This window comes from Melittangium boletus DSM 14713 (assembly GCF_002305855.1).
Taxonomy (GTDB): domain Bacteria; phylum Myxococcota; class Myxococcia; order Myxococcales; family Myxococcaceae; genus Cystobacter; species Cystobacter boletus.
The window spans coordinates 5,726,500-5,747,533 of sequence record NZ_CP022163.1 but is presented as its reverse complement, the minus strand read 5'-3'; the positions used below and the strand labels follow the sequence as shown (position 1 = coordinate 5,747,533).

Annotated in this window: 20 protein-coding genes; 11 read left to right on the top strand and 9 right to left on the bottom strand. The window is 69.5% G+C overall.

The genetic code is table 11. From position 1 onward, the window contains the following. Nucleotides 1-3 precede the first annotated feature (3 nt). The 3 genes from MEBOL_RS24100 to MEBOL_RS24090 are packed head-to-tail and all read right to left on the bottom strand — an operon-like array spanning nt 4 to nt 4,248. Nucleotides 4-1,761 carry a class II glutamine amidotransferase gene (locus tag MEBOL_RS24100; protein WP_095979656.1) on the bottom strand — a complete coding sequence of 586 codons (1,758 nt, stop codon included), beginning with the start codon at nt 1,759-1,761 and terminating at the stop codon, nt 4-6. Nucleotides 1,762-1,774: 13 nt separating this feature from the next. Then, nucleotides 1,775-2,776: an alpha-E domain-containing protein gene (locus MEBOL_RS24095; protein WP_095979655.1), complete on the bottom strand. Its 1,002-nt coding sequence runs from the start codon at nt 2,774-2,776 to the stop codon at nt 1,775-1,777. Further along, a complete protein-coding gene (locus tag MEBOL_RS24090) occupies nt 2,773-4,248 on the bottom strand; it encodes a circularly permuted type 2 ATP-grasp protein (RefSeq protein ID WP_095979654.1) in 1,476 nt (491 codons plus the stop codon). The genes MEBOL_RS24095 and MEBOL_RS24090 overlap by 4 nt, the downstream gene beginning before the upstream one ends. 163 nt (nt 4,249-4,411) lie before the next feature. On the opposite strand from MEBOL_RS24090, the gene queD reads away from it, so the two are divergent. Then, nucleotides 4,412-4,810: a 6-carboxytetrahydropterin synthase QueD gene (gene queD / locus MEBOL_RS24085; RefSeq protein ID WP_095979653.1), complete on the top strand. Its 399-nt coding sequence runs from the start codon at nt 4,412-4,414 to the stop codon at nt 4,808-4,810. A 6-nt stretch (nt 4,811-4,816) separates the two neighbouring features. On the opposite strand, the gene MEBOL_RS24080 is transcribed toward queD, so the two are convergent. Together MEBOL_RS24080 and MEBOL_RS24075 are read right to left on the bottom strand one after the other, a co-directional pair. Beyond that, nucleotides 4,817-5,524 (bottom strand): SDR family NAD(P)-dependent oxidoreductase, encoded by a 708-nt coding sequence (locus MEBOL_RS24080; RefSeq protein ID WP_095979652.1) that lies wholly within the window; start codon nt 5,522-5,524, stop codon nt 4,817-4,819. Further along, a complete protein-coding gene (locus MEBOL_RS24075) occupies nt 5,517-5,975 on the bottom strand; it encodes a 6-pyruvoyl trahydropterin synthase family protein (protein WP_245918793.1) in 459 nt (152 codons plus the stop codon). The genes MEBOL_RS24080 and MEBOL_RS24075 overlap by 8 nt, the downstream gene beginning before the upstream one ends. Nucleotides 5,976-6,085: 110 nt before the next feature. On the opposite strand from MEBOL_RS24075, the gene MEBOL_RS24070 reads away from it, so the two are divergent. The 3 genes from MEBOL_RS24070 to MEBOL_RS24060 are packed head-to-tail and all read left to right on the top strand — an operon-like array spanning nt 6,086 to nt 9,481. Beyond that, the gene (locus tag MEBOL_RS24070; RefSeq protein WP_095979650.1) at nt 6,086-7,075 is read left to right on the top strand and encodes a Rieske 2Fe-2S domain-containing protein; all 990 of its coding nucleotides are present in this window, start codon (nt 6,086-6,088) and stop codon (nt 7,073-7,075) included. Then, complete coding sequence (locus MEBOL_RS24065; RefSeq protein ID WP_095979649.1) at nt 7,059-7,979, top strand: fatty acid desaturase; 921 nt, start codon at nt 7,059-7,061, stop codon at nt 7,977-7,979. Before MEBOL_RS24070 ends, MEBOL_RS24065 begins: the two co-directional genes overlap by 17 nt. After that, nucleotides 7,976-9,481, top strand: a complete 1,506-nt coding sequence (locus MEBOL_RS24060; protein ID WP_095979648.1) for a phosphatase PAP2 family protein — start codon at nt 7,976-7,978, stop codon at nt 9,479-9,481. The genes MEBOL_RS24065 and MEBOL_RS24060 overlap by 4 nt, the downstream gene beginning before the upstream one ends. Here MEBOL_RS24060 and MEBOL_RS24055 read toward each other — a convergent pair. Next, nucleotides 9,450-10,067, bottom strand: coding sequence for an SgcJ/EcaC family oxidoreductase (locus MEBOL_RS24055; protein WP_095979647.1), 618 nt, complete (start codon nt 10,065-10,067; stop codon nt 9,450-9,452). The two genes, MEBOL_RS24060 and MEBOL_RS24055, sit on opposite strands and share 32 nt — an antisense overlap. A 155-nt stretch (nt 10,068-10,222) precedes the next feature. Here MEBOL_RS24055 and MEBOL_RS24050 point away from each other — a divergent pair, with 155 nt between their 5' ends. The 3 genes from MEBOL_RS24050 to MEBOL_RS24040 all read left to right on the top strand — a co-directional run bounded on the left by MEBOL_RS24050 (nt 10,223) and on the right by MEBOL_RS24040 (nt 12,441). Next, nucleotides 10,223-10,993 (top strand): ROK family protein, encoded by a 771-nt coding sequence (locus MEBOL_RS24050; RefSeq protein WP_095979646.1) that lies wholly within the window; start codon nt 10,223-10,225, stop codon nt 10,991-10,993. Between the two features lie 145 nt (nt 10,994-11,138). Beyond that, entirely contained in the window at nt 11,139-11,390 is a 252-nt protein-coding gene (locus MEBOL_RS24045; RefSeq protein WP_095979645.1) for a hypothetical protein, read from the top strand. A 25-nt stretch (nt 11,391-11,415) separates the two neighbouring features. After that, nucleotides 11,416-12,441, top strand: coding sequence for a ligase-associated DNA damage response exonuclease (locus tag MEBOL_RS24040; RefSeq protein ID WP_095979644.1), 1,026 nt, complete (start codon nt 11,416-11,418; stop codon nt 12,439-12,441). Between the two features lie 10 nt (nt 12,442-12,451). On the opposite strand, the gene MEBOL_RS24035 is transcribed toward MEBOL_RS24040, so the two are convergent. The 3 genes from MEBOL_RS24035 to MEBOL_RS24025 form a co-directional block, all read right to left on the bottom strand. Further along, nucleotides 12,452-12,847: a hypothetical protein gene (locus MEBOL_RS24035; RefSeq protein ID WP_095979643.1), complete on the bottom strand. Its 396-nt coding sequence runs from the start codon at nt 12,845-12,847 to the stop codon at nt 12,452-12,454. Between the two features lie 27 nt (nt 12,848-12,874). Continuing rightward, the gene (locus tag MEBOL_RS24030) at nt 12,875-14,119 is read right to left on the bottom strand and encodes a hypothetical protein (RefSeq protein WP_157775424.1); all 1,245 of its coding nucleotides are present in this window, start codon (nt 14,117-14,119) and stop codon (nt 12,875-12,877) included. A 509-nt stretch (nt 14,120-14,628) separates the two neighbouring features. Then, nucleotides 14,629-15,579: a LysR family transcriptional regulator gene (locus MEBOL_RS24025; protein WP_095979641.1), complete on the bottom strand. Its 951-nt coding sequence runs from the start codon at nt 15,577-15,579 to the stop codon at nt 14,629-14,631. A gap of 81 nt (nt 15,580-15,660) precedes the next feature. Here MEBOL_RS24025 and MEBOL_RS24020 point away from each other — a divergent pair, with 81 nt between their 5' ends. The 4 genes from MEBOL_RS24020 (at nt 15,661) to pdeM (ending at nt 21,030) form a co-directional block, all read left to right on the top strand. After that, on the top strand, nt 15,661-16,167 hold the full coding sequence (locus tag MEBOL_RS24020; protein WP_245918791.1) for a MauE/DoxX family redox-associated membrane protein: 507 nt from the start codon (nt 15,661-15,663) through the stop codon (nt 16,165-16,167). Between the two features lie 129 nt (nt 16,168-16,296). Then, nucleotides 16,297-17,892 carry an ATP-dependent DNA ligase gene (locus MEBOL_RS24015; RefSeq protein ID WP_095979640.1) on the top strand — a complete coding sequence of 532 codons (1,596 nt, stop codon included), beginning with the start codon at nt 16,297-16,299 and terminating at the stop codon, nt 17,890-17,892. Beyond that, on the top strand, nt 17,879-20,377 hold the full coding sequence (locus MEBOL_RS24010) for a ligase-associated DNA damage response DEXH box helicase (RefSeq protein ID WP_245918789.1): 2,499 nt from the start codon (nt 17,879-17,881) through the stop codon (nt 20,375-20,377). The genes MEBOL_RS24015 and MEBOL_RS24010 overlap by 14 nt, the downstream gene beginning before the upstream one ends. After that, entirely contained in the window at nt 20,347-21,030 is a 684-nt protein-coding gene (gene pdeM, locus MEBOL_RS24005) for a ligase-associated DNA damage response endonuclease PdeM (RefSeq protein WP_179956288.1), read from the top strand. Before MEBOL_RS24010 ends, pdeM begins: the two co-directional genes overlap by 31 nt. Nucleotides 21,031-21,034: the final 4 nt, after the last annotated feature.

The window sequence follows — 21,034 nt, the reverse complement described above, 5'->3', positions numbered from 1 at the left end:
CCGTCAGCCTTCCACCGGCTCGCAGCGCACGGAGACCTCCAGCTTCTCGCGCCCGCCGCCCAGGAAGATGGTGCCGGCGGTGGGCGTGGTGTCCGTGTACTGACGGCCCACGGCCACGCGCACGTGGTCCGTCTGGGTGAGGATGCCGTTGGTGGGATCGAACCCCTTCCATCCCACCTCGGGCAGATACACCTGGACCCAGGCATGCGAGGCCTCGGCCTGCGCCTGATTGGCGTGCTTGGGCCCGGTGTAGATGTAGCCGCACGTGTAGCGCGCGGGCACGCCCAGCAGGCGCGCCAGGCAGATGAAGACGTTGGCGAAGTCCTGACACACGCCCTGGCGTTCCGAGTACACGTCGAAGGGCGTGGTGCTCAGCGTGGTGGAGCCCTGGACGTAGCGGTACTCCTTGAAGATGCTGAAGTTCATGTCCAGCAGCGTGTCCAGCAGATCGAAGTCGTTGCGGCGCGCGAAGCTCATCGCGTATTCGACCAGCTCGTCCAACTGGGTGTCCGGCAGCTCCGGGGGCAGCAGGTAGGGCTGGAGCATGTTGCGCTGCCAGGGCATCCACACGAGCGGCAACGTGGAGCGCTCGTGCAAGGGGCGGTAGCCAAGGGGATCCGTGTCCCGGAGCTCCACGCGGGAGCGGGCCTCCAGGATGAGCTCCGTGTAGGGCGTCTCCACGAGCACCTTGCGGACCCGGTTGCCGAAGACGTCCTCGTACTCGGCCCGCGTCACGCCCGAGGACAGCTTCACCTCGTGGGAGAGCAGGGACTGCAAGCGATCATGCACGGGCGTGAGCCGCAGCTTGTGCGCGCTGCGCTCCACGGGCTTGTCGTAGCGGTACACGGTGCGGTGGACCACGTCCATGATCCGCACGGGGGCCACGGGCGGGCGGCGCAGGCGCTTGCGGGCCTCGAACTCGGTGACCATGGAGGACGGGGGAGCGCCCGCCTCCTGGGACCAGGGCGGCCGCACCTCGGCGCGAAGGGCGCCCTGACGCATGACCAGGAGCGAACCCGGGGCGAGCTGCTTCCACTGGGCGGGCACCTCGGTGCGCGAGGCCAGGGGCTGGGTGCTGACGATGAATCCCTTGCGGCTCTTGGCGCCCCGTTTGGTGAGGTCCAACTCCATGTCCTCGTCACCGAGGATGAGCCGCTCATAGGGCGGAGACACCTGCAACACCCAGCACTGGGTGGCGGCGGTCCGATCCGCGTAGACGCACAGGTCCTGCCCGTCCGAGATGACGAGCGTGAGGGGGCCCAGACCGTTCATCTCCTCGAGCCAGCCGCGCAACCGGGCGGGATCCGCCGCCCCGAGGCTGTGCCAGCCCTGCTCGCGCAACCACTCCAGCAGGCGGCAGAACAGGGCCTCGGAGTCCGTGGAGCCCACGGGCACGAAGTTGGCGCCCGGGGGGATGCTCAGGCGCTGCTCCAGGCTGCCGCTGTGCGTGAGCAGCCAGTCACGGCCCCACGCGCTGCGGCAGAAGGGCTGGGTGTTGGCCTCGGTGATGGGCCCCCAGGTGGCCGCGCGCAGGTGCAGCAGGAAGATGGAGGACTCCAGCGGCTCCCACGTCCTGACCAGTTCGCTGCGGATGCTGCCCGGGTGGGGCGCGGCCTCCTTGAGCAGCGTGGCGGCGAACTCGCCCCCCGGGTAGTAGCCCACGCCCCAGCCATCGGGCGGCTTGCGGCCCGGGGACAGGCAACGCAGGTCGAGGCTGGGGGCGAGCTCTCCTTCGAAGGACAGCGCGAGCAGGTTGAGCATGTGGACCGCGAATCTATCCAGCCATCACCTGGGTTCCCAGCACTTGAGGCGCGGATGCCGCGCTTCGGCCGAAATACTCCTCGGAGATGAGGGAGCACAGCTCGGCCGTCCCCTCCACCATGCGGGTGAGCAGGGCGTGGACGGTGGCGTCCGGGCTCGCGAGGGCCTGGGGCCGCAGCTCCGCCAGCAGGGGGAGGGCCAGCGCGAGCGTCCGCCTGCCCGGCAGCTGTGCGTCCGCGTCGGGCGGACAGAGCCGCACGAGGTAGCGGTACGCGGAGTCCAGGCAGTAGTGCACCGAGCGGGGAAAGCGGGATTCGAAGAGGAGGAAGGACGCCACCGCGTCCCCGGTCACCCGGCCCGAATGGCTCTTCATGAAGGGCTCGAAGCCCGAGCACGCGCGCAGGAGGGACAGCCACAGCGCCGTCTCCACCACGGGGTGGCCGGGGTGCATGCCGGAGAAGACATGGTGGTGCACATCCAGCAGGCGCGCCGTCTGGCCCACGCGCTCGAGCATCACCCCCAGCCAGATGAAGTCCAGGGGCGTGTCATGCAGCATGGTGCTGCGGAACAACCCCAGGCATAGCTGCACCATCCGGCGGATGTGCTGGAAGAAGCCGTAGCGCGAGTGCTCATACTCCTCGCGGCCCGCGTCGCCCAGGAGCCACAGGTACAGCTCGTTGGTCACCTCCCAGCACTCCTTGCTCACCACCTCGCGGATGGTGCGCGCGGCCTCGCGGGCCGCCGAGAGGGTGTTGAGCAGGCTGGAGGTGTTCGTCTCCTCCCAGGTCATGAAGCGCTGCACGTCCTCGGCGTCCGCCTCCCGCTCGACGCCCCGCCGCTCGGTGAAGGCGCGGCGCTCGCCGAAGATGGCCAGCACGGGCGTCCAGAGGTGCTCGGCGGACAACTCCGCGTCCAGCGCGAGCTGTCCCGTCATCTGCAACACCCGGGCGGTGCTCTCCGCGCGCTCCAGGTAGCGGCCCAGCCAGAAACAGTTCTCCGCGATGCGGGCGATCATACCGCCTCCTTCTGCACCCAGGTGTCCTTGGAGCCGCCCCCCTGACTGGAGTTGACGACGTAGGAGCCGGCGCGAAGGGCCACGCGGCTGAGGCCTCCGGGCAGCACCCAGGGCCCCTGCGGACTGGTGAGGATGTAGGGCCGCAGATCCACCCGGCGCGGCACCACCGTGCGCGAGGCCGCGTCCCAGGTGGGGCACGTGGACAGCTCCACGCGGGGCTGGGCGATGTAGCGCCGGGGGTGGGCGAGGATGCGCTGACGGAAGTCCTCGCGCTCCTCCCGGGTGGACTGGGGGCCCATCAACATGCCGTAGCCCCCCGCCTCATCCACCGTCTTCACCACCAGTTCCTCCAGGTGCTCGAGCACGTAGCGCTGGTCCTCCTCGCGGGCGCACACGTAGGTGGGCACCTGCTCCAGGATGGGCTGCTCGCCCAGGTAGTAGCGGATGAAGTCCGGCACGAAGGCGTACGTCGCCTTGTCATCCGCCACGCCGTTGCCCGGCGCGTTGGCCAGCGTGACGTTGCCCGCCGCCCACGCACGCAGGAGGCCTCGCACCCCCAGCATGCTGTCCGGACGGAAGGACTCGGGATCCAGGAAGGCATCGTCGATGCGCCGGTAGATGACGTGCACGCGGCGAGGCCCCCGCGTGGTGCGCAGGAAGACGCGGTCGTCGTCCACGAACAGGTCCTCGCCATGCACGAGCGGCACGCCCATGGTGCGCGCCAGGAAGCTGTGCTCGAAGTAGGCGGAGTTGTACGGACCGGGCGTGAGGATGACGACCGTGGAGTGCTCGGGCGACTCGGGGGACACCGAGCGCAGCGTCTCGGCGAGCCGGGCCGGGTAGTGGTCCACGCGGCGCACCCGCGCCAGCTCCAGCACGTCGGGCACCACGCGCTTGGAGAGGATGCGGCCCTCCATGACGTAGGACACCCCCGAGGGCGTGCGCAGGTTGTCCTCCAGCACCCGGTAGGTGCCCCGGCCATCCCGGATGAGGTCGATGCCCGCGATGTGGATGCGCACGCCCCCCGCGGGGCGGATCCCCCGCAGCCGGGGCAGATAGAGCGCCGTGTTGAGGATGATGTCGCGCAGCTCGGGGCGCTCGGAGAACAGGCGCTGCGGGCCGTAGACGTCATCCAGGAAGAGCCCCAACGCCCGGATGCGCTGCTCGAGCCCCCGCTCCATGTGCGCCCAGTCCGACGCCGACACGAGGCGGGGGATGAGACAGAAGGGGAAGATGCGCTCGGTGCCGCGCTGGTCCGAGTACACGGAGAAGGTCACGCCCTGGTTGAGCAGGGCCCGCTCCGCCAGCGCCTGCATGCGCGAGAAGTCTTCCGGAACTCGCGTGCCCAACAGCGCCAGCAGCCGCTGGAAATCCGGCCGGGGCACACCATCGGCGCCGATCAGCTCGTCGAAGCTCCCCGGCATGAGTCCGTAACCGGCGAAGAGGCCCGGGTCGTGCGGTAGTTGTCTCATCAGTGGTGTGGGTCTCCGCTGCCCGGGATGGCGGGGCCCGGGGACACACGACGCCGTGCGTCAACCCGAGTGTAGCCGTGTCCTCTCCCGGCGTACAGGCACGAGCGAGGGGGAGGCGCTTCGCTCGACGCCCATGACGGAATGACGTTACAAGCCCGCCCGCATGGAGCCTGTCACCCCCGGAAAGCCCCCCCTCATCACCGAGATCTCGAGGGAGTTCACCTTCGAGGCCGCCCACCGCCTTCCCCACGTCCCTCCCGGCCACAAGTGCTCGCGGGTGCATGGGCACAGCTACCGCATCGAAGTCACCTTGCGCGGTCCCGTGGATCCGAAGCTCGGCTGGGTCGTCGACTTCGCCGAGCTCACGGCGGCCTGGCAGCCGCTCCAGGCCCAGCTCGACCACCGCCTGCTCAACGAGGTGCCCGGGCTGGAGAACCCCACGAGCGAGCTGCTCGCCGCCTGGGTCTTCGAGCGCATCCACATCCCTGGCACGCAGGTGTCCAAGGTCCGGGTCGCCGAGACGTGCACGTCGTCGTGCACCGTCTTCGCCGCCGGAACCTGACGCCGCTCAGGTCTCGATCTGCCCCAGGTTCGCGTGGAGCACCGCGCCGTTCATCACGGGAGTCTGGGCGCAGTACAGGAGCACGTCCGCGATCTCCTCGGGGGCGATGAGCCGGCCAAAGGTCTGCCTCGCCGCGGTGCTCGCCCGCGCCGCCTCGCTCGCCCCGACGCTCTCCCGCATCATCTCCGTGTCCGTGAATCCGGGGCAGATGCAGACGGTGTGCACCCGCGTGCCCGCGAGATCCTGACACGTGGAGCGCATGAGGCCGACGAGCGCGTGCTTGGACGTCACGTAGGACGCCGCGCCCCGGACGGCCTTCTCCGACAGGGTGGAGCCCACATAGAGGATGGAGGAGCCGTCCGTGAGGTAGCCGCGCACGAGCGCGTTGAGCAACGCGGGGGCGACGATGTTGACCTCCAGGACGCGCCGCAGGTGCTCTCCGGAGAGCGACAGCGCGTCGTCATGTCCATACAAGGCCGCGTTGTGCACGAGGCACACCCGGCCCGGAGCACGCCCCAGGGACTCGCCCAGGACCTGACCCACGCGAGCCTCCCAGCCCGGCACGGCGAGGTCCACGGTCAGGTTGAGCACGTCCGGCACCGGGCACGGCTGGCGCGAGATGTTCATCACGTTCCAGCCCTCCCGGCGGAAACGCGCGGCCGCTTCCCGGCCGATGCCCCGGCTCGCTCCGGTGATGATCGCCCAATCAGCCATGATCCCTCCACTCCCACGAGCACCACTGGCCCGGCTCCGAGGAAATCTTCACCACCACATGGGAGATGCGGTTGGCGCGGAAGCTCCCGCCATCCCCCACCAGTCCCTCGCCGAAGAGCCGCGCCAGCTCCTCGAGCGACACGTTCTCCGCGGGCAGGATCGTCACGTCGCGCGCGAGGAAGCGCAGCTCCTCGCCATTGAAGCGCGCGAGCACGTCCCCCCGCGCATCCTTCTCCACGTGCAGGTGCCGGGAGTTGCCGGGGAGCATGAACGTCTCGTTCCAGGCGCGGCACTGCTTGAGCGCGGCGCCCTTGAAGATGTCGTAGTCCGCGAGCATGCCATCCGCGAGCACCTCGCCCGTCAGCGAGACGAAGACGGCGAAGTTGTGGCCATGCAGGTTCTCGCGATGCGTGGCGGAGAAGATGGTGAAGTGCCCGGCGGCGAACTTCATGTCTTCTTTGTGCAGCTCGATTGTCGTCGTACGTGCCATGAGAGGGCGCAAGCCCTAGCACGAAGACCCCGGGATGACCACCCACCGAGGCATCCGCTAGGGTCCGTGTCATGGCGGTCAATGGAGCGGCATCGGCACAACCCTCGCGTCACCTGGAACCCGTCCGGCTCCGCTCCTGGTACGCCGCCTGTCCCTCGGAAGCGCTGCGGCCCGGACAGGTGCGGGAGTGGAACCTGGGTGGGCGGGAGCTGGTGCTCTTCCGGACCCGGACGGGCCAGGCGCAGGCGCTCTCGGCCCATTGCCCCCACCTGGGAGCGCACCTGGCGCGAGGCACCGTCATCGGTGAACACCTGCGCTGTCCGCTGCACCACCTGTGCTTCGATGGCAGCGGCACCTGCCGCGAGGCCCCGGGCTGGCCCGAGCACGCGCGGCGGCCCACCCAGCGCGCCTTCCCCGTGGTGGAGCGCCACGGCACCCTGCTGGTGTTCAACGGGCCCGTGGTGCTCTTTCCCCCGCCCCAGGTGGGCACCCCGGAGCTGCGCTGGCGCGCCGCGCCTCCCGTGACGGTGAAGGCATGCACGTGGCTGCCCGTCGTGGCCAACGCCTTCGACATCGAGCACTTGCGCACCGTGCACCTGCGCGAGCTGAGGGAGCCGCCGAGCGTCGAGCGGCCGGACGCCTTCACCCTGCGGCTGCACTTCGTCTCGCGCGTCACGGGCACGGCGCTCGCGGATCGGATGATGAAGGCGCTGTCGGGAGACCACATCCGCGTCACCCTGACCCTGTACGGAGGCACCCTGCTGTCGGTGGAGAGCGACCTCGGCCGGACCCGGAGCGCCCTGCTCGCCGGCTTCCGTCCAGGCCCCGAGGGCACCTCCGTGCTGCTGTCGTTCGCCTCGCCCCCGAGTCCCCTCCCAGGACTCACCCGGGCGCGGCTCGCCCTGTCGCGGTGGCTCTACACCTCGTTCCTGCACAGGGACCTGTCCGTGCTCGAGGGAATGCGCTTCCAACCCGCCGCCGCCCGCGAGGACCCCGTGCTGCGCCAGCTCCTCGACTTCGCCGCCCAACTGCCGGAGGACCCCGATGACGCGCACGCATGAGGACACGCCCATTCCGGCCACCCTCAACGCCGTGCTCCTCGCCGCCGCCCTCCTGGGATGCGCGGGGTGCCTCTGGCTCGCCTCCCACGCGGAGGCCCTGCCCGCGCGGCTGCTGGCCGCCGTCGTGTTCTCCTATGTGAACAACACCGTCTTCTCGCTCCTGCACGAGGCGACCCACGGCGTGCTCCACCCCTCGCGGCGCGTCAACGACGGCATGGGGCGCCTCGCGGCGGCCTTCTTTCCCACGGCCTACACCCTGCAACGCGCCTTCCACCTCACCCACCACCGCGACAACCGCACCCGGCGCGAGCGCTTCGACTACCTGCAACCCGGCGACAACCGCTTCCTCAAGCACGCGCAGTGGTACTCCATCCTCACCGGGCTCTACTGGGCCTTCGTACCGGTGGGCGCCGCCGCCTTCGCCCTCTTCCCGGGCCTGGCGAAACACCTCCAGGGCAAGGGCACCCGCTATGGCGAGCAGACCGGCGCGGAGAGCTACCTCGCCCGGGTGGAGCACCTGCCCCGCGCCACGCTCCGGGCCGAGGCGCTGCTGACGCTCGGCGTGCAGGCGGGGCTCGTGTGGGGACTGGGCCTCACCGCGTCCGGGTGGGCGCTGTGCTACGCGGCCTTCGCGCTCAACTGGAGCTCGCTCCAATACGCGGACCACGCCTGGTCTCCCCTGGATGTGCACGAGGGCGCGTGGGACCTGCGCGTCAGTGCCCCCGTGCGCTGGCTCTTCCTTAACTACCACTACCACCGCGCCCACCACCGTCACCCGCGCGTGCCCTGGCTCTACCTGGGCCGCTACGTGGACCCAGAGGCACCCCGGCCCTCGTTCTCCCGCGTGTGGCTGTCCATGTGGCGAGGGCCCCGGCCCCTCCCCGTCACCCCCGAGGAACGATGAGCCGCCCTCCCCTCTTCGGACTCCCCCGGCGGGAGGAAGCGCTCCTCACGGGCGCCATGGCCACGGGCTTCACCCTCTTCTTCCTGCTCGTCTACGGCGGCGCGAGCTGGGTGACGGGCTTCTACCCGGGCGGCCTGCGCGTGGACCTGCCCTTCGAGCGCCACATTCCCTTCGTGCCGGCCTGGGCGGCCGTCTACGTGAGCATGGATGTGCTGCTGCTCCTGTCGCTGTTCATCCTGCGCACGTGGCGCGACATGGTGCCCTTCGTGTCAGCGCTCGCGCTGGAGACGGTGCTGGGCGCGGGGTGCTTCCTGCTCCTCCCCGTCGAGGTGGCCTGGCCCGCGCGCGAGGTGAGCGGCGACTCCGCCTTCGTGTTCCTCCTGGCCGACACGATGAACCTGGAGCGCAACTACCTGCCGTCGCTCCATGTGGCGTTCGCGTGCACGGCGGCCCTCGCCTATGGCGAACGGGGAGGCGGGCTCGCGCGAGCGGGCTTCACCCTGTGGGCCACGGCCATCGCGGCCTCCACCCTGCTCATCCACGAGCACCACGTGGTGGACGTGCTCGCGGGAGCGCTCCTCGCCTGGGGCACGTGGCGCGCCGTGGCGCCCCTCACCCGGCGTGAGGACATGCTCGAGGCCCTGCGCGTGGAAGGCCTCTGCGCCCGGGAGATGGTCCGCTTCTCGCGTCGGAACCCGCGCTATGCCCTGCCCGCCCTGGTGCTCTATCGCTACGCGCTGACGGACTGGCGCACCACCCGCGTGGCCCGCACGGGGTTCTGCTTCCTCCAGCTCGTGGACGACGTGCTGGACGGGGACCGGCCCATCACGGAAGAACCCCTCGACTGGGTGGACGCCCTGCTCGCGCGACTGGAACGCGGAGGCGAGACAGGGGAGGACGTGGCGGCCACCCTGGGCCGGTGGTTCCTCGCGGAGCTCCGGGACGACGGCGCGAGAGCCGAGGCGCTGCGGCTGGTGCGCACCATGCGGCGAGACCGCGAGCGCGTGCGCGAACGCCGGGAACTCGACGCGGCGGCGCTGCGCGCCCACCACCGGGAGACCTTCGAGCTGTCCGTCGGCCTGATGCTGCACACGGCCCGGGCCGAGGTCCGCGCCCTGGACAGCCCCGCCCTGCTCGACGCGTTCGGCTGGTGCTCGGCGATGCGAGACCTGCGCGAGGACCTGGACAAGGGCCTCTTCAACGTCCCCGCCGAGGTGGCCCTGGCGGTGCGAGCCGAGGGCGCGGAGCCGTGGCGCTACGACTCCCTGGTGGGCTCGGCGGCGGGACGGGCGTGGTTGATGGCCGAGCACCACCGCGCGAGGAGCCTGCTCGACGAGGCGCGCGGACAACTGTCGGCGCTCGAGGGGCGCTCCGGCCTGGCCCTGCTCCGGCTGTTCCACCGCTCCATCGAGAGCTTCTGGGCGAAGCGGCTGCCCCGGCGCATGCCGTTCCTGCGCGCTTCCGGACGCGTCACGCCGCCGTGGCCTTCCGGCGCCCCGTGACCCGGCCCACCACCAGGCCCACGAGCAACAGCGCCGCTCCGCCGACGCCTCCAAAGGTCGCCGCCTTCTTCTTCACCAAGTCGAGCACGGGGTTGTCGAACACGTTGGTGGAGTAGTGGAAGGAGGCGATGAGCCACTGGTCGCCCTGCTTCACCAGGGCGCAGCTCCAACGGCCATGGACGACGAGGTCCGAGCCATCCGTGAGCACGTAGTGATCCGTGGAGGAGCCCTGCGCGAGGCCCGTCTCGCCATACAGGCGCGTCAGGTCATCCACCTCGAACTTCGCGGTCAGCTTCTCCACCACGCGGTCCGGCCCCGTGCGCATCTTCTCGTAGTAGGCGCGGATGGCGTCCTTGCCCACGCGCACGTCGTTGTTCATGGTGGTGAAGACCACGTCCGGGTGCAGGTGCGAGAGCAGCCGGTCCAGGTCCTGCGCGTTGAGCGCCTGTTCCATGTCGTTCTTGAGCGCGCGCAAGGCCTCGTGCGTGGCCGCGTCCCCATCCGGGGTGCGGGCCTCCTGCGCATGGAGCACCACGGGCGCCAATAGCACCCAACACACCATCACACCGCCGAGCATCCGATTCATGGGGCCTCCCGAAAAAGGGCGGCAGTCTAGGCTCGGGCAGCGGGGGAGTGCCCCTTCTTGTCATCTCGCGCACAAGGAGCGCTCCCCGCCCAACAGTCCCCCCCTTGCCCCGCCTCGCGAGGCCCTACACTGGCGCCCTCACGTTGGAGGCCTGGATGCCCAAGCAAGCCACACCCGAGCCGAGCCCCCGGAAGAAGACCGCCCGCGAGACCCGCGCCACCAAGCCCCGCACGCTGGCCATCGACATCGGAGGCTCGGGGCTCAAGGCACTCGTCCTCGATCCCCAAGGCAAGGCGCTCGACGAGCGGCAACGGGTGAAGACCCCGCGACCCGCCACGCCCAAGTCCGTCCTGAGCGCGCTCGAGAAGCTCATCCAACCCCTGGGAGGCTTCGAGCGGGTCTCCGTGGGATTTCCCGGCGTCGTGGAGGAAGGCGTGACCCGGACCGCGCCGAACCTGCACCCCGACTGGGCGGGCTTCGACCTGGAGGGAGCCCTGCACAAGCTGACGCGCCGCCCGGTGCGCGTGCTCAACGACGCGGGCGTCCAGGGCTTCGGCGTCATCGAGGGGCGCGGCGTGGAGATGGTGCTCACCCTGGGCACCGGCATGGGCTGCGCGCTCTACGTGGATGGCAAGTACGTGCCCAACCTGGAGCTCGCCCACCATCCGCTCCAAGGCAAGAAGACCTACGAGGACTACGTGGGCCAGGCCGCGCTGGAGCGTGTGGGCAAGAAGAAGTGGAACAAGCACGTGCGGAAGGTGCTCGATCAGATCCAACCCATCTGGAACCCCCGGAAGATCTACGTGGGCGGAGGCAACGCCCGGCTCCTGGACTTCACACTGCCCAAGAACACGACGGTCACCGACAACGTCGCGGGCCTGCTGGGCGGCTTCGCCCTGTGGAAGAACGAGCCCGTCCAACAGTGAGGGACCGTCTGGCTCCTCGCCTGCCCTCCTTGCCGCCGCCGGGGCGGGGAAGAGTCCGGCACCCAGGCATTTCCATGCACACCTTCAGGGAACTCGCGGCTCCGCTCCTGGAGTCGCGGGCGGTTCTCATCGAGGGAGTGACAGCATGGACCCCAAAGACTACTTGAAGCGCTCCATGGGCATCCCCCTGGATCCCGCCAAGCAGAAGGATCCGGAGGAACACGGCGACCGGGTCCCCGCCGAGGGCCGGGCCGAGGAACTCAACGACATCACGGGCCAGAACGGCGGCCAGCGCTCCGAGGTGAACAACCCCTGGAGCAACCGGGGCCTCGAGACCGGTCTGTCCAGCGAGTACGAGAAGTACGGCGGCCGGGGCAAGCCCAAGAAGAAGAAGTAACGGCCCACCACCGAGCAGGCGAGACATGAACGTGTCCACGTCGACCCGAAGGCCGCCCCTCGTGTCCGTGACGCCCGAGGGGTTGTACTGCGCACAGGGGGACTTCCACATCGATGCGTGGCGTCCCGTGCCGCGCACCCTCGTCACCCACGCGCACGGAGACCATGCCCGCTGGGGCAGCCAGCAGTACCTGGGCACGAAACCGTCCCAGGGACTCCTGCGCAAGCGCCTGGGCGCGGACGCGGACATCACCACGCTCGACTACGGCGAATGCCTCACCATCGGCGGCGTGACGGTCAGCTTCCACCCGGCGGGCCACGTGCTGGGCAGCGCGCAGATCCGGCTCGAGTACAAGGGCGAGGTCTGGGTGGTCTCCGGCGACTACAAGCGCGACCCGGATCCCACGTGCGAGCCCTTCGAGGTCGTGCCGTGCGACACCTTCATCACCGAGGCCACCTTCGGGCTGCCCATCTACCGCTGGGACGACACGCGGCTCATCGCCGAGGAAGTGCTGCGCTGGTGGGACACCAACCGCGAGGCGGGCCGGGCCTCGGTGCTCTTCTGCTACGCGCTGGGCAAGGCGCAGCGGCTGCTCGCGGAGCTGGCGCGCATCACCGACCGGGAGGTGTTCGTGCACGGCGCCACGCATGCGCTCGTGGAGGTCTACCGCGAGGCCGGGGTGACCCTGAGCCCCACGCGTCCCGTGTCCGAGGTGGAGAAGGGCACGTCCTACGCCGGAGCGCTCGTGCTGGCACCGCCCAGCGCGGCGGGCTCCACGTGGATGCGGCGCTTCGGCGAGCACGAGACGGGCTTCGCCTCGGGCTGGATGCGGGTGCGCGGCAACCGGCGCCGCCGGGGTTACGACCGGGGCTTCGTCCTCTCCGATCACGCGGACTGGCCGGGGCTGTTGCGCACGGCGAAGGAGACGGGGGCCTCGCGCGTGCTGGCCACCCACGGCTCCAGCGAAATCCTCTCACGCTACCTGCGCGAGAACCTGGGCATCGACGCGGCCCCCCTGGCCACGCCCTTCGAGGGTGAAGCGGAGGACTGAGGGCCAGGACTCAGACGACGTCGCTGGGCAGGTAGACGTGATGGTCCTCGGGCAGTTGGCCCGAGCCCGCCAGTTCCAGGTACTCCTCCTTGCTGCGCACGGTCGCGATGACCTCGGGCACACCGTTGCGCGTGACGACGACTGCTCCCCGCGTACCGGGCCCCGCCTCGAAGATCGCCGCCAGGGCCGCCCGCTGCTCGGGAGTTGGTTGCTCCCGGATGCGCTGCACGATCATCACGACCAGGCTCGCCACCGCCCCTGACAGGATGGCTACCGCCAGCCAATCGATTCTTCCGGGATATGCCACGGATTTAGAAACGGTGTACTTCTCAATACACGCGAGCACCCCGAAGGAGATGACCCACACGATCAATGCAATCCGCCACAACGCGATCGGCCTTCTCACACTGCATCTCCCAGAAACCAGCAGCACTTAACGCCCACCGTCCGTTGAGCCTTCGACTCCTCTACGGACATGATCCTCCACGATCTCACCGGTCAGGGCGTCCACGACATAGTACCCGGCAAAACCAATGATGAATCCCACGGCGTTTCCCAGCAGTGGAACCTCAGACCCCCAGATGGCGCCAACGACACCGGCGGCGAGGGCCGAGCTGAGACCACCCGATACAAAAGCCCTGGTTCCCGTGGCGAGGTAGTCCACACGACTATGTTCTTCGTCATCGAGCGCAAGCGCGGTTGTGGTGAAGACAGGCGCTGCCAAACCTCCGGCAACAACCCCACCAAGCCCTCGCCCCGCTCCAGTTGCCAACCGTGAGTTCAAGCCATGGCCAATGAGGTTTTTCGACGCGGATTGACCCGCATTCGCCATGACAAGATTTTGGGCGACCCCACCCACTATCCCGGATGTACCACCAGCCACCGCGGCCTTCCCCAAAAGTGGGAGCTGTAATGTCTCTCCTTCGTACTTGAGGTGGCCCGCTTCGAAGAGAACAGACACCACCGCGCCACCCGCCGCACCACGCCCTCCCGCGAGCCCAGAAGCAATGGCGTTACCGCGCACGCCGCCTCCGTGCCGGGCCACCATCAAGAGTTCCGGGAAGACCCAGCTCTTGATCTCCGCGGGCGTCATGTGCGGATTCATGGACGAGACATGATTTCGGAAACTCTCCAGGTTGACGAGATGCCGTGTGGTGATGCCGTTGCTCCGCACTCGACAGGCAAGGCCCTCTCGCAAGGCGCGAAGCGCGGCCTCTACCTGCTGGCGCACCGCCACGGGCGTGCTCGAACCCCGCCGGGTGTCCTCCAGCGCCTGGTAACGACGGTAGACCGTCCCGGCAATCCGCACCGGCTCGTGCTTCAGCACCCTGTCCGCGAGTTCCCGGTAGGATGCCTTGCGGTAGTTCTCGGGATTGCGCAGGGACTCCCGGAACGGCTCCACGTGCTCCTCGTTCACTGAGACGTAACCCTGGCGCAGCATCAGGGCTTCACCCGTGGCGGGTGGAAGTTGAGGATAGAGAGCCGTGCGCGCAGCCGCCCAGGTGCCGGGACGTGCGCCCATGACGTCCCTCAAGCCTCGCAGATAGGTCTCGAAAGGGTCTCCCCGGGTGTTCGCCGCACGAACACTCGTCTTCACTGAATTCAACCCACCCCGATGATCACGCAGGTCAAAGATCGGGTGATTGTGGTGAAGGGCGTTGAGATCCTGCTGCGGCACCCATCCTCCGCGCCGAGCCGAGACTTCCCCGAGTGCGCCCCGCCAACCACTTCGAGACAAGGGAGTTGTTCCAGGACTCCGGGAGAACGATTCCGGAGCATGGCTCTCGAAGCCCGGCAGGGCGTGCAAACTACTGAGGTACCCCGACAAGGCGGAGCCTGACACCGTCGGGATGGCGTCGCGTCGCAAAAAGGATTCAAGTTCCTCGCGCGTGAGGACGGGACTCGTGGCTTTCTGGCGCTCCTCCGGTCGGACTCGCACGACGACGAGCGCGGCGCCATGCGGAACGAGCTGGAAGTACTCCCCCGGGGGCAGGCCCGTGGGTGCATCCGCCTTCCGCGGAGGCCTCGTCTGTCGTGGGCTTCCCTTCGTGGACGTCGGCATCGGTGTTCCCCCCTTGATTGACTCGTGGACCGCTTCGCGAGTCCAGGGGAACGAATATACAAGACACGGTCGCCTGACGAGGAGGAGCCGAGGCGCTTGCCTCCATGCCCGTGACTCGGACGGCGTCAATGCTCCTGGGTCCGGCCAGGGCCCAGGAGGCTCCGAAAGTAGCGCACGCAGAAGTCCGCGAAGGCGCGCACCTTCGCGGGCACGAGCTTGCGATGCGGATACACCAGGAAGATGTCGCGGCTGGCCACGGGGAACTCCGTGAGGAGGGGAACCAACGCGCCCGTGCGCAACTCCTCCAGCACCAGGTAGCGCGGGAGGTTGGCGATGCCACGTCCCCGCACCACCGCCTGCCGGAGGACGACGTTGTTGTTCGCTTGAAAGTGGCCCGCGACGTGGACACTCCGGGTCCCGTCCCGCTCGACGAACCGCCACTCCGCCGTGCTCCGGCTCCGCTTGAAGAGGAGGCAGTCGTGCCCGACCAGTTCTTCCGGGGAGCGAGGGATGCCGCGTTGCTGGAGATAGAGGGGGCTCGCGCACAACAGCCGCTCCTCGGGCACGAGCCTCCGCACGATGAGCGTGCTGTCCTCCAGCGCATCGGCGATGCGGATCGCCAGGTCGAACCCCTCCTCCACCAGGTCCACCACGCGATCGCTCGCATCCAGGTCCACCTGCACGTCGGGGAAGGACTCCTGGAAGGCCACGGCCGCGGCGCCCACGTGCAACTCACCCAGAACCGAGGGGGCCGAGATGCGCAGCAGGCCCCGGGGCCGGTCGTCCAACGCCGTCACCGCGAGCGCGGCCTCCTCCATCTCCGCGAGCACCCGTCGGCAGTGCCGATAGAAGACACTGCCCGCCTCCGTGAGGCTCACGTGGTGCGTGGTCCTCCGCAGCAGACGCGCCCCCAACCGTGCCTCCAGGTGGGCCACCTGTTTGCTCACCGCCGAGGGAGTCAGGCCCAACCGGCGCGCGGCGGCGGAAAAGCCTCCGTCCTCGACGGCCCGCACGAACGCATGCAGCGGCATCACCTCTTCGAACAGCAGGGGACTCTGTTTTTTCCGCTTGGGCACAGGCGTCGTTCCTCGCGGCCACGTTCCCAATCCCCACTCCGGGGCGCAAGAAAAGGGGGATCGCGTTCTCCCGAGGGTTCCATGCCACCGCTCTTGACCGACAGTGCCCCGTCTTCCTCTTCCATCACGACTCCCACCAGCGCGGAGGCCTCCACCGGAAGGCTCCTCGGCCTCTCGGATGGCGAGGCCGGCTATGCCCTGCTGCGCGTCACGCTGGGCCTCAACATCCTGCTGCACGGCGTGGGGCGGTTGGTGAGCGGCCCCTCGGCCTTCGCCGACAACCTGGTGAAGATGTTCGCGGCGTCGTGGATACCGTCCGCCCTGGTGCGCCCCTTCGCCCTGGTGCTGCCCTTCGCGGAGGCCGCCGTGGGCGCGCTGCTCCTGCTTGGATTGCTGACCCGCCCCGTGCTCGCGGCGGGAGGTCTGTTGATGACCGCCCTCGTCTTCGGCACCGCGGCACGAGGCGATTGGGAAATCCTGGGCGTGCAGATGATCTACGTCGCCCTCTATGCCGCGCTCCTCGGCACGGCGCGCTTCAATCGCCTCTCGCTGGACACGCTGAGGAACCGGAAGGCCGGGCCGCGCTGAGGCCGCTCGGCGAGGAGGAATCAAGGCCCTTGCCTCCCTGCCCGCTCCCTCGCCGCCGCGTCGGCGCCTCGTTACCAAGATATCCCCATGTGGGGACCCACCCTTGGATACGAGATGGAGGACTGATGCATGCGGCGGCTCGTGGACCTCTATGAAGCACTCGACTCCACCACCTCCACCAACGCCAAGGTGGAGGCCCTGGTCGCCTACTTCCGCGCGACGCCTCCCGAGGACGCCGCCTGGGGCCTGTATTTCCTCACCGGCCGCCGCCTCAAGCGGCTCGTGCCCTCCAAGGGCCTCAAGCAATGGGTGCGCGAGCTGAGTGACACCCCCGAATGGCTCTTCGACGAGGCCTATGCCTCCGTGGGTGACCTCGCGGAGATCATCGCGCTGCTGCTCGATCAGGCAGAGCGTCCCGCCCACACCGAGGAGCTGTCCCTCTCGCGGTGGATGGAGGAGCGCATCCTGCCCCTCGCCGGACTGTCCCTGCCCGAGCAGCGTGAGCGCATCACCGGCTGGTGGCATGTGCTGCCGCGCCGGGAACTCTTCATCTTCAACAAGATGCTCACCGGAGAGCTGCGCGTGGGCGTCTCCGACACGCTCGTGGTGCGCGCGCTGGCGCAGTTCGCCGGACTTCCCCCCGCGTCCGTCTCCCATCGGCTCATGGGCACCTGGGCCCCCTCGCGCGCCTTCTTCGAGCAGCTCGTCGCGCCGGATGTGTCCGACTCGGACAGCTCACGCCCCTACCCGTTCTACCTGGCCAGTCCCCTGGAGCAGGACGTGGAGGAATTGGGCGACCGCTCGGACTGGCTCGCCGAGTGGAAGTGGGACGGCATCCGGGGCCAGCTCATCCATCGCAAGGGCGCGCTCTCGCTCTGGAGCCGCGGCGAGGAGCTCATCACCGAGCGCTTCCCGGAGATCGCCACCGCCGCCGCCAGCCTCCCCCCGGGCACCGTGCTCGACGGCGAAGTGCTCGCCTACGCCGAGGGCCAGCCCCTGCCCTTCAGCCGCCTGCAACGGCGCATCGGCCGGCAGAAGCTCACCGCCAAGGTGCTCGCCGAGGCTCCCGCCGCCTTCATGGCGTACGACCTGCTCGAGGAGAACGGAGAGGATCTGCGGCCCCTGCCCCTGCGCGAGCGCCGGGCCCGATTGGAAGCACTGCTGCGCGACAAGCCCCAGTTCCCCATCTCCCCCATCATCACCGCGCCCACCTGGGAAGCGCTGGCCACGGCTCGCGAGGAGTCGCGCGAGCGCAACGTGGAGGGCTTCATGCTCAAGCGGCTGGAGTCGCCCTACCTCCATGGCCGCAAGCGCGGGGATTGGTGGAAGTGGAAGATCGATCCCTTCACCGTGGACGCCGTGCTGCTCTACGCGCACCCGGGCCACGGCAAGCGCGCCGCGCTCTACACGGACTACACCTTCGCGGTGTGGAACGGAGATGACCTGACCCCCGTGGCCAAGGCGTACTCGGGCCTGACGGACCAGGAGATCTCCAAGCTCGACCGGTGGATCCGCGCCCACACGAAGGAGAAGTTCGGTCCCGTGCGCTCGGTGGAGCCCGCGCAGGTGTTCGAGCTGCACTTCGAGGGCATCGCCGCCTCGCCCCGGCACAAGTCCGGCGTGGCCCTGCGCTTCCCGCGCATCGCCCGGTGGCGCTCGGACAAGACGCCCAAGGACGCGGACACGCTCGACCAGCTCAAGGGGCTCATCCATGCCCCCGCCTAGGCGCGCGAGGACCACCTCCCCACGCAAGGCCCGCCTCGTCCCCGCCGCGCCGGAAGTGGCGCCCCAGGGAATCGAGGCGTGGTTCGAGGAGCGGGGCTGGACGCCCTTCCCCTTCCAGCGAGAAGCCTGGGCGGCCTACGCCCGGGGCGAGAGCGGCCTCATCCACGTGCCCACGGGGGCGGGGAAGACGTATGCCGCCTATATCGGTCCGCTCGCCGAGGTGGCCGAGCGCCGCGAGAAGGGCTTGCAGGTGCTCTACATCACGCCCCTGCGCGCGGTGTCCCGCGACATCGAGCTGGCGCTGAACGCGCCCCTGTCCGCCTTCGACGCCGACATCACCGTGGAGAGCCGCACGGGCGACACGTCCCAGAGCATCCGCCGCAAGCAGAAGGATCGGCTGCCCGAGGTCCTCATCACCACGCCGGAATCGCTCTCGCTCCTGCTCTGCCACGAGCGCGCCCATGAGCTCTTCGCCACCTTGCGCTGTGTCATCATCGACGAGTGGCACGAGCTGCTGAGCAGCAAGCGCGGCACGCAGGTGGAGCTCGCGCTCGCACGGCTGCGCCGCTTCTCCCCGGGAATGCGCACCTGGGCCCTGTCCGCCACGCTCGCCAATCTGGACGAGGCCGCTCGCGCCGCCGTGGGTCCCCAGGTCACGCCCACCCTCGTGAGCGCGGGGCTCGAGCGCGACGTGAAGATCGAGACGCTGCTGCCCGACACCGTGGATGCCTTCCCCTGGGCGGGCCACCTGGGCATGTCCATGCTGCGCAAGGTGTCCGACTGGCTGGACCTCCAGCACCCCACCCTGCTCTTCACCAACACCCGCTCCCAGGCCGAGCGCTGGTACGAGGGGCTGCGCTTCCTCCACCCCGAATGGGAAGGCGTGCTCGCGCTGCACCACAGCTCCATCGATCGCGAGACCCGCGAGGGCGTGGAGCGTGGGCTCAAGGACGGGAGCGTGCGGCTCGTGGTCTGCACGTCCTCGTTGGACCTGGGCGTGGACTTCGGCCCCGTGGAGCGCGTGGTGCAGATTGGCAGCCCCAAGGGCATCTCCCGCACGCTCCAGCGCGCCGGACGCAGTGCCCACCGTCCCGGAGCCACCGCGCACCTGCTGTTCGTTCCCACCCATGCCCTGGAGCTGGTGGAGATGGCGGCCGCCCGCGACGCGCTCGCGCACCGGGAGGTGGAGCCCCGCTCACCCCTGCGCCAGCCGCTCGACGTGCTCGCCCAGCACCTCGTCACCTGCGCGCTCGGCGGTGGCTTCGCCCGCGAGTCCCTGCTCGCCGAGGTCCGTGAGACGTTCGCCTACCGGGACCTGCGCGAGGAGGACTTCGACCGCACCCTGCTCCTGGTGACGGAAGGAGGCCCCACGCTGCGCGCCTATCCCCAGTTCCGCCGCGTGCAGCGCGTGGAGGACCGGTACGTGGTGGCCGACGCGCGCGTGGCCCGGCTGCACAAGCTCAACGTGGGCACCATCGCCTCGGACTCCTCGGTGGAGCTGCGCTACTGGACGGGCGGACGGCTCGGCACGGTGGAGGAGTCCTATGTGGGGCGGCTGCGTCCGGGAGACACCTTCCTCTTCGCGGGCAAGCGGCTGGAGTTCTGCCGGATGAAGGATCTCACGGCCTATGTGAAGGCCGCCAAGGGACGGGCCTCGGCCACGCCCCGCTGGAGTGGAGGACGTCTCCCCATCTCGGGCTCTCTCGCCGCCGCCGTGCGCCGCACCTTCCACTCCGTGCGCGAGGGGAACCCGGAGGCCGTCGAGCTGCGCGCGGTCCGTCCCGTCCTCGACGTCCAGACGCGCCTGTCCCGCGTGCCCGCGAGCGATATGTGCCTCGCCGAGCTGTGCCGCACGCGCGAGGGCCACCATCTCTTCCTCTACCCCTTCGAGGGCCGACTGGTGCACGAAGGCCTCGCGGCGCTGCTCGCCCTGCGCCTCACGCGGCTCCAGAAGGCCACGTTCAGCCTCGCGGTGAACGACTATGGGCTGGAGCTGCTGTCGCCCTCGCCCTTCCCCTTCGAGGAGGCGCTGCGTCCGGCGCTCTTCACGCGCGAGCGGCTGGTGGAGGACATCCTGGAGAGCGTCAACCTGGGCGAGCTGGCGAAGCGGCAATTCCGCGACGTGGCGCGCGTGGCGGGGCTGGTGATGCCCGGGCTGCCCGGGGCGCGCAAGTCCACCCGGCAGATTCAAGCGAGCACGGGCCTGCTGTACGACGTCTTCGCCCGCTACGAGCCGGATCATCTGTTGCTCGTCCAGGCGCGGCGCGAGGTGCTGGAGCAGCAGTTCGAGCAGGCACGGCTGGTGGGCACGCTGGAGCGCCTGGAGCGCACGCCCATCGAATGCATCCACGTGCCACGGCCCACGCCGCTGGCCTTTCCGCTCGTCGTCGAGCGCATGGGCGCCACCCTGTCCAATGAGACGCTGTTGGATCGGGTGCAGCGCATGAAGGACAAATGGCTGCGAGAGGACTCCCTGTCCGCATAGGCGACACCCTGGTGGAGCTGCGTCCCGAACGGGCCCTGCACTGGCCCGAGGCGGGCGTGCTCGCCGTGGCGGACCTGCACTGGGGCAAGCCCGAAAGTTTCCATCAACACGGCATTCCCCTGCCCTCCGGTGTGCTGGAGGACGACCTGGCGCGCCTGTCGGCCGCGCTGCACGCCACGGGGGCCCGGCGGGTGTTCCTGGTGGGAGACCTCATCCATTCGCGCCAGGGCCTGACGCCCGAGGTGGTGGAGCGCGTGGCGGCCTGGCGCTCGGGGCACGAGGTGGAGCTGGTGCTCGTGCGCGGCAACCATGACCGGCACCTGGACGTGCTGCCGACCGCGTGGCGCATGCGCCTGGTGGAGTCCCACCTCGACGAGGGCCCCTTCCGCTTCGCCCATCACCCGGAGCCCGCGACAGGGCGCTACACCTGCGCGGGCCACCTGCATCCCACGGTGCGGCTCGACTCCGGAGCGGACCGGTTGCGCCTGCCCTGCTTCCACCTGGGTCCACACGTGGGCGTGTTGCCCGCATTCAGCGCATTCACGGGAGGCCAGGACATGCGCGCCAAAGCGGGCGAGCGCATCTTCGTCGTCGCGGGTGACGACGTGGTGGAGATGCCCGCGCCGCGAACTGTGCGCGGCCGACGCTCCTGACGGC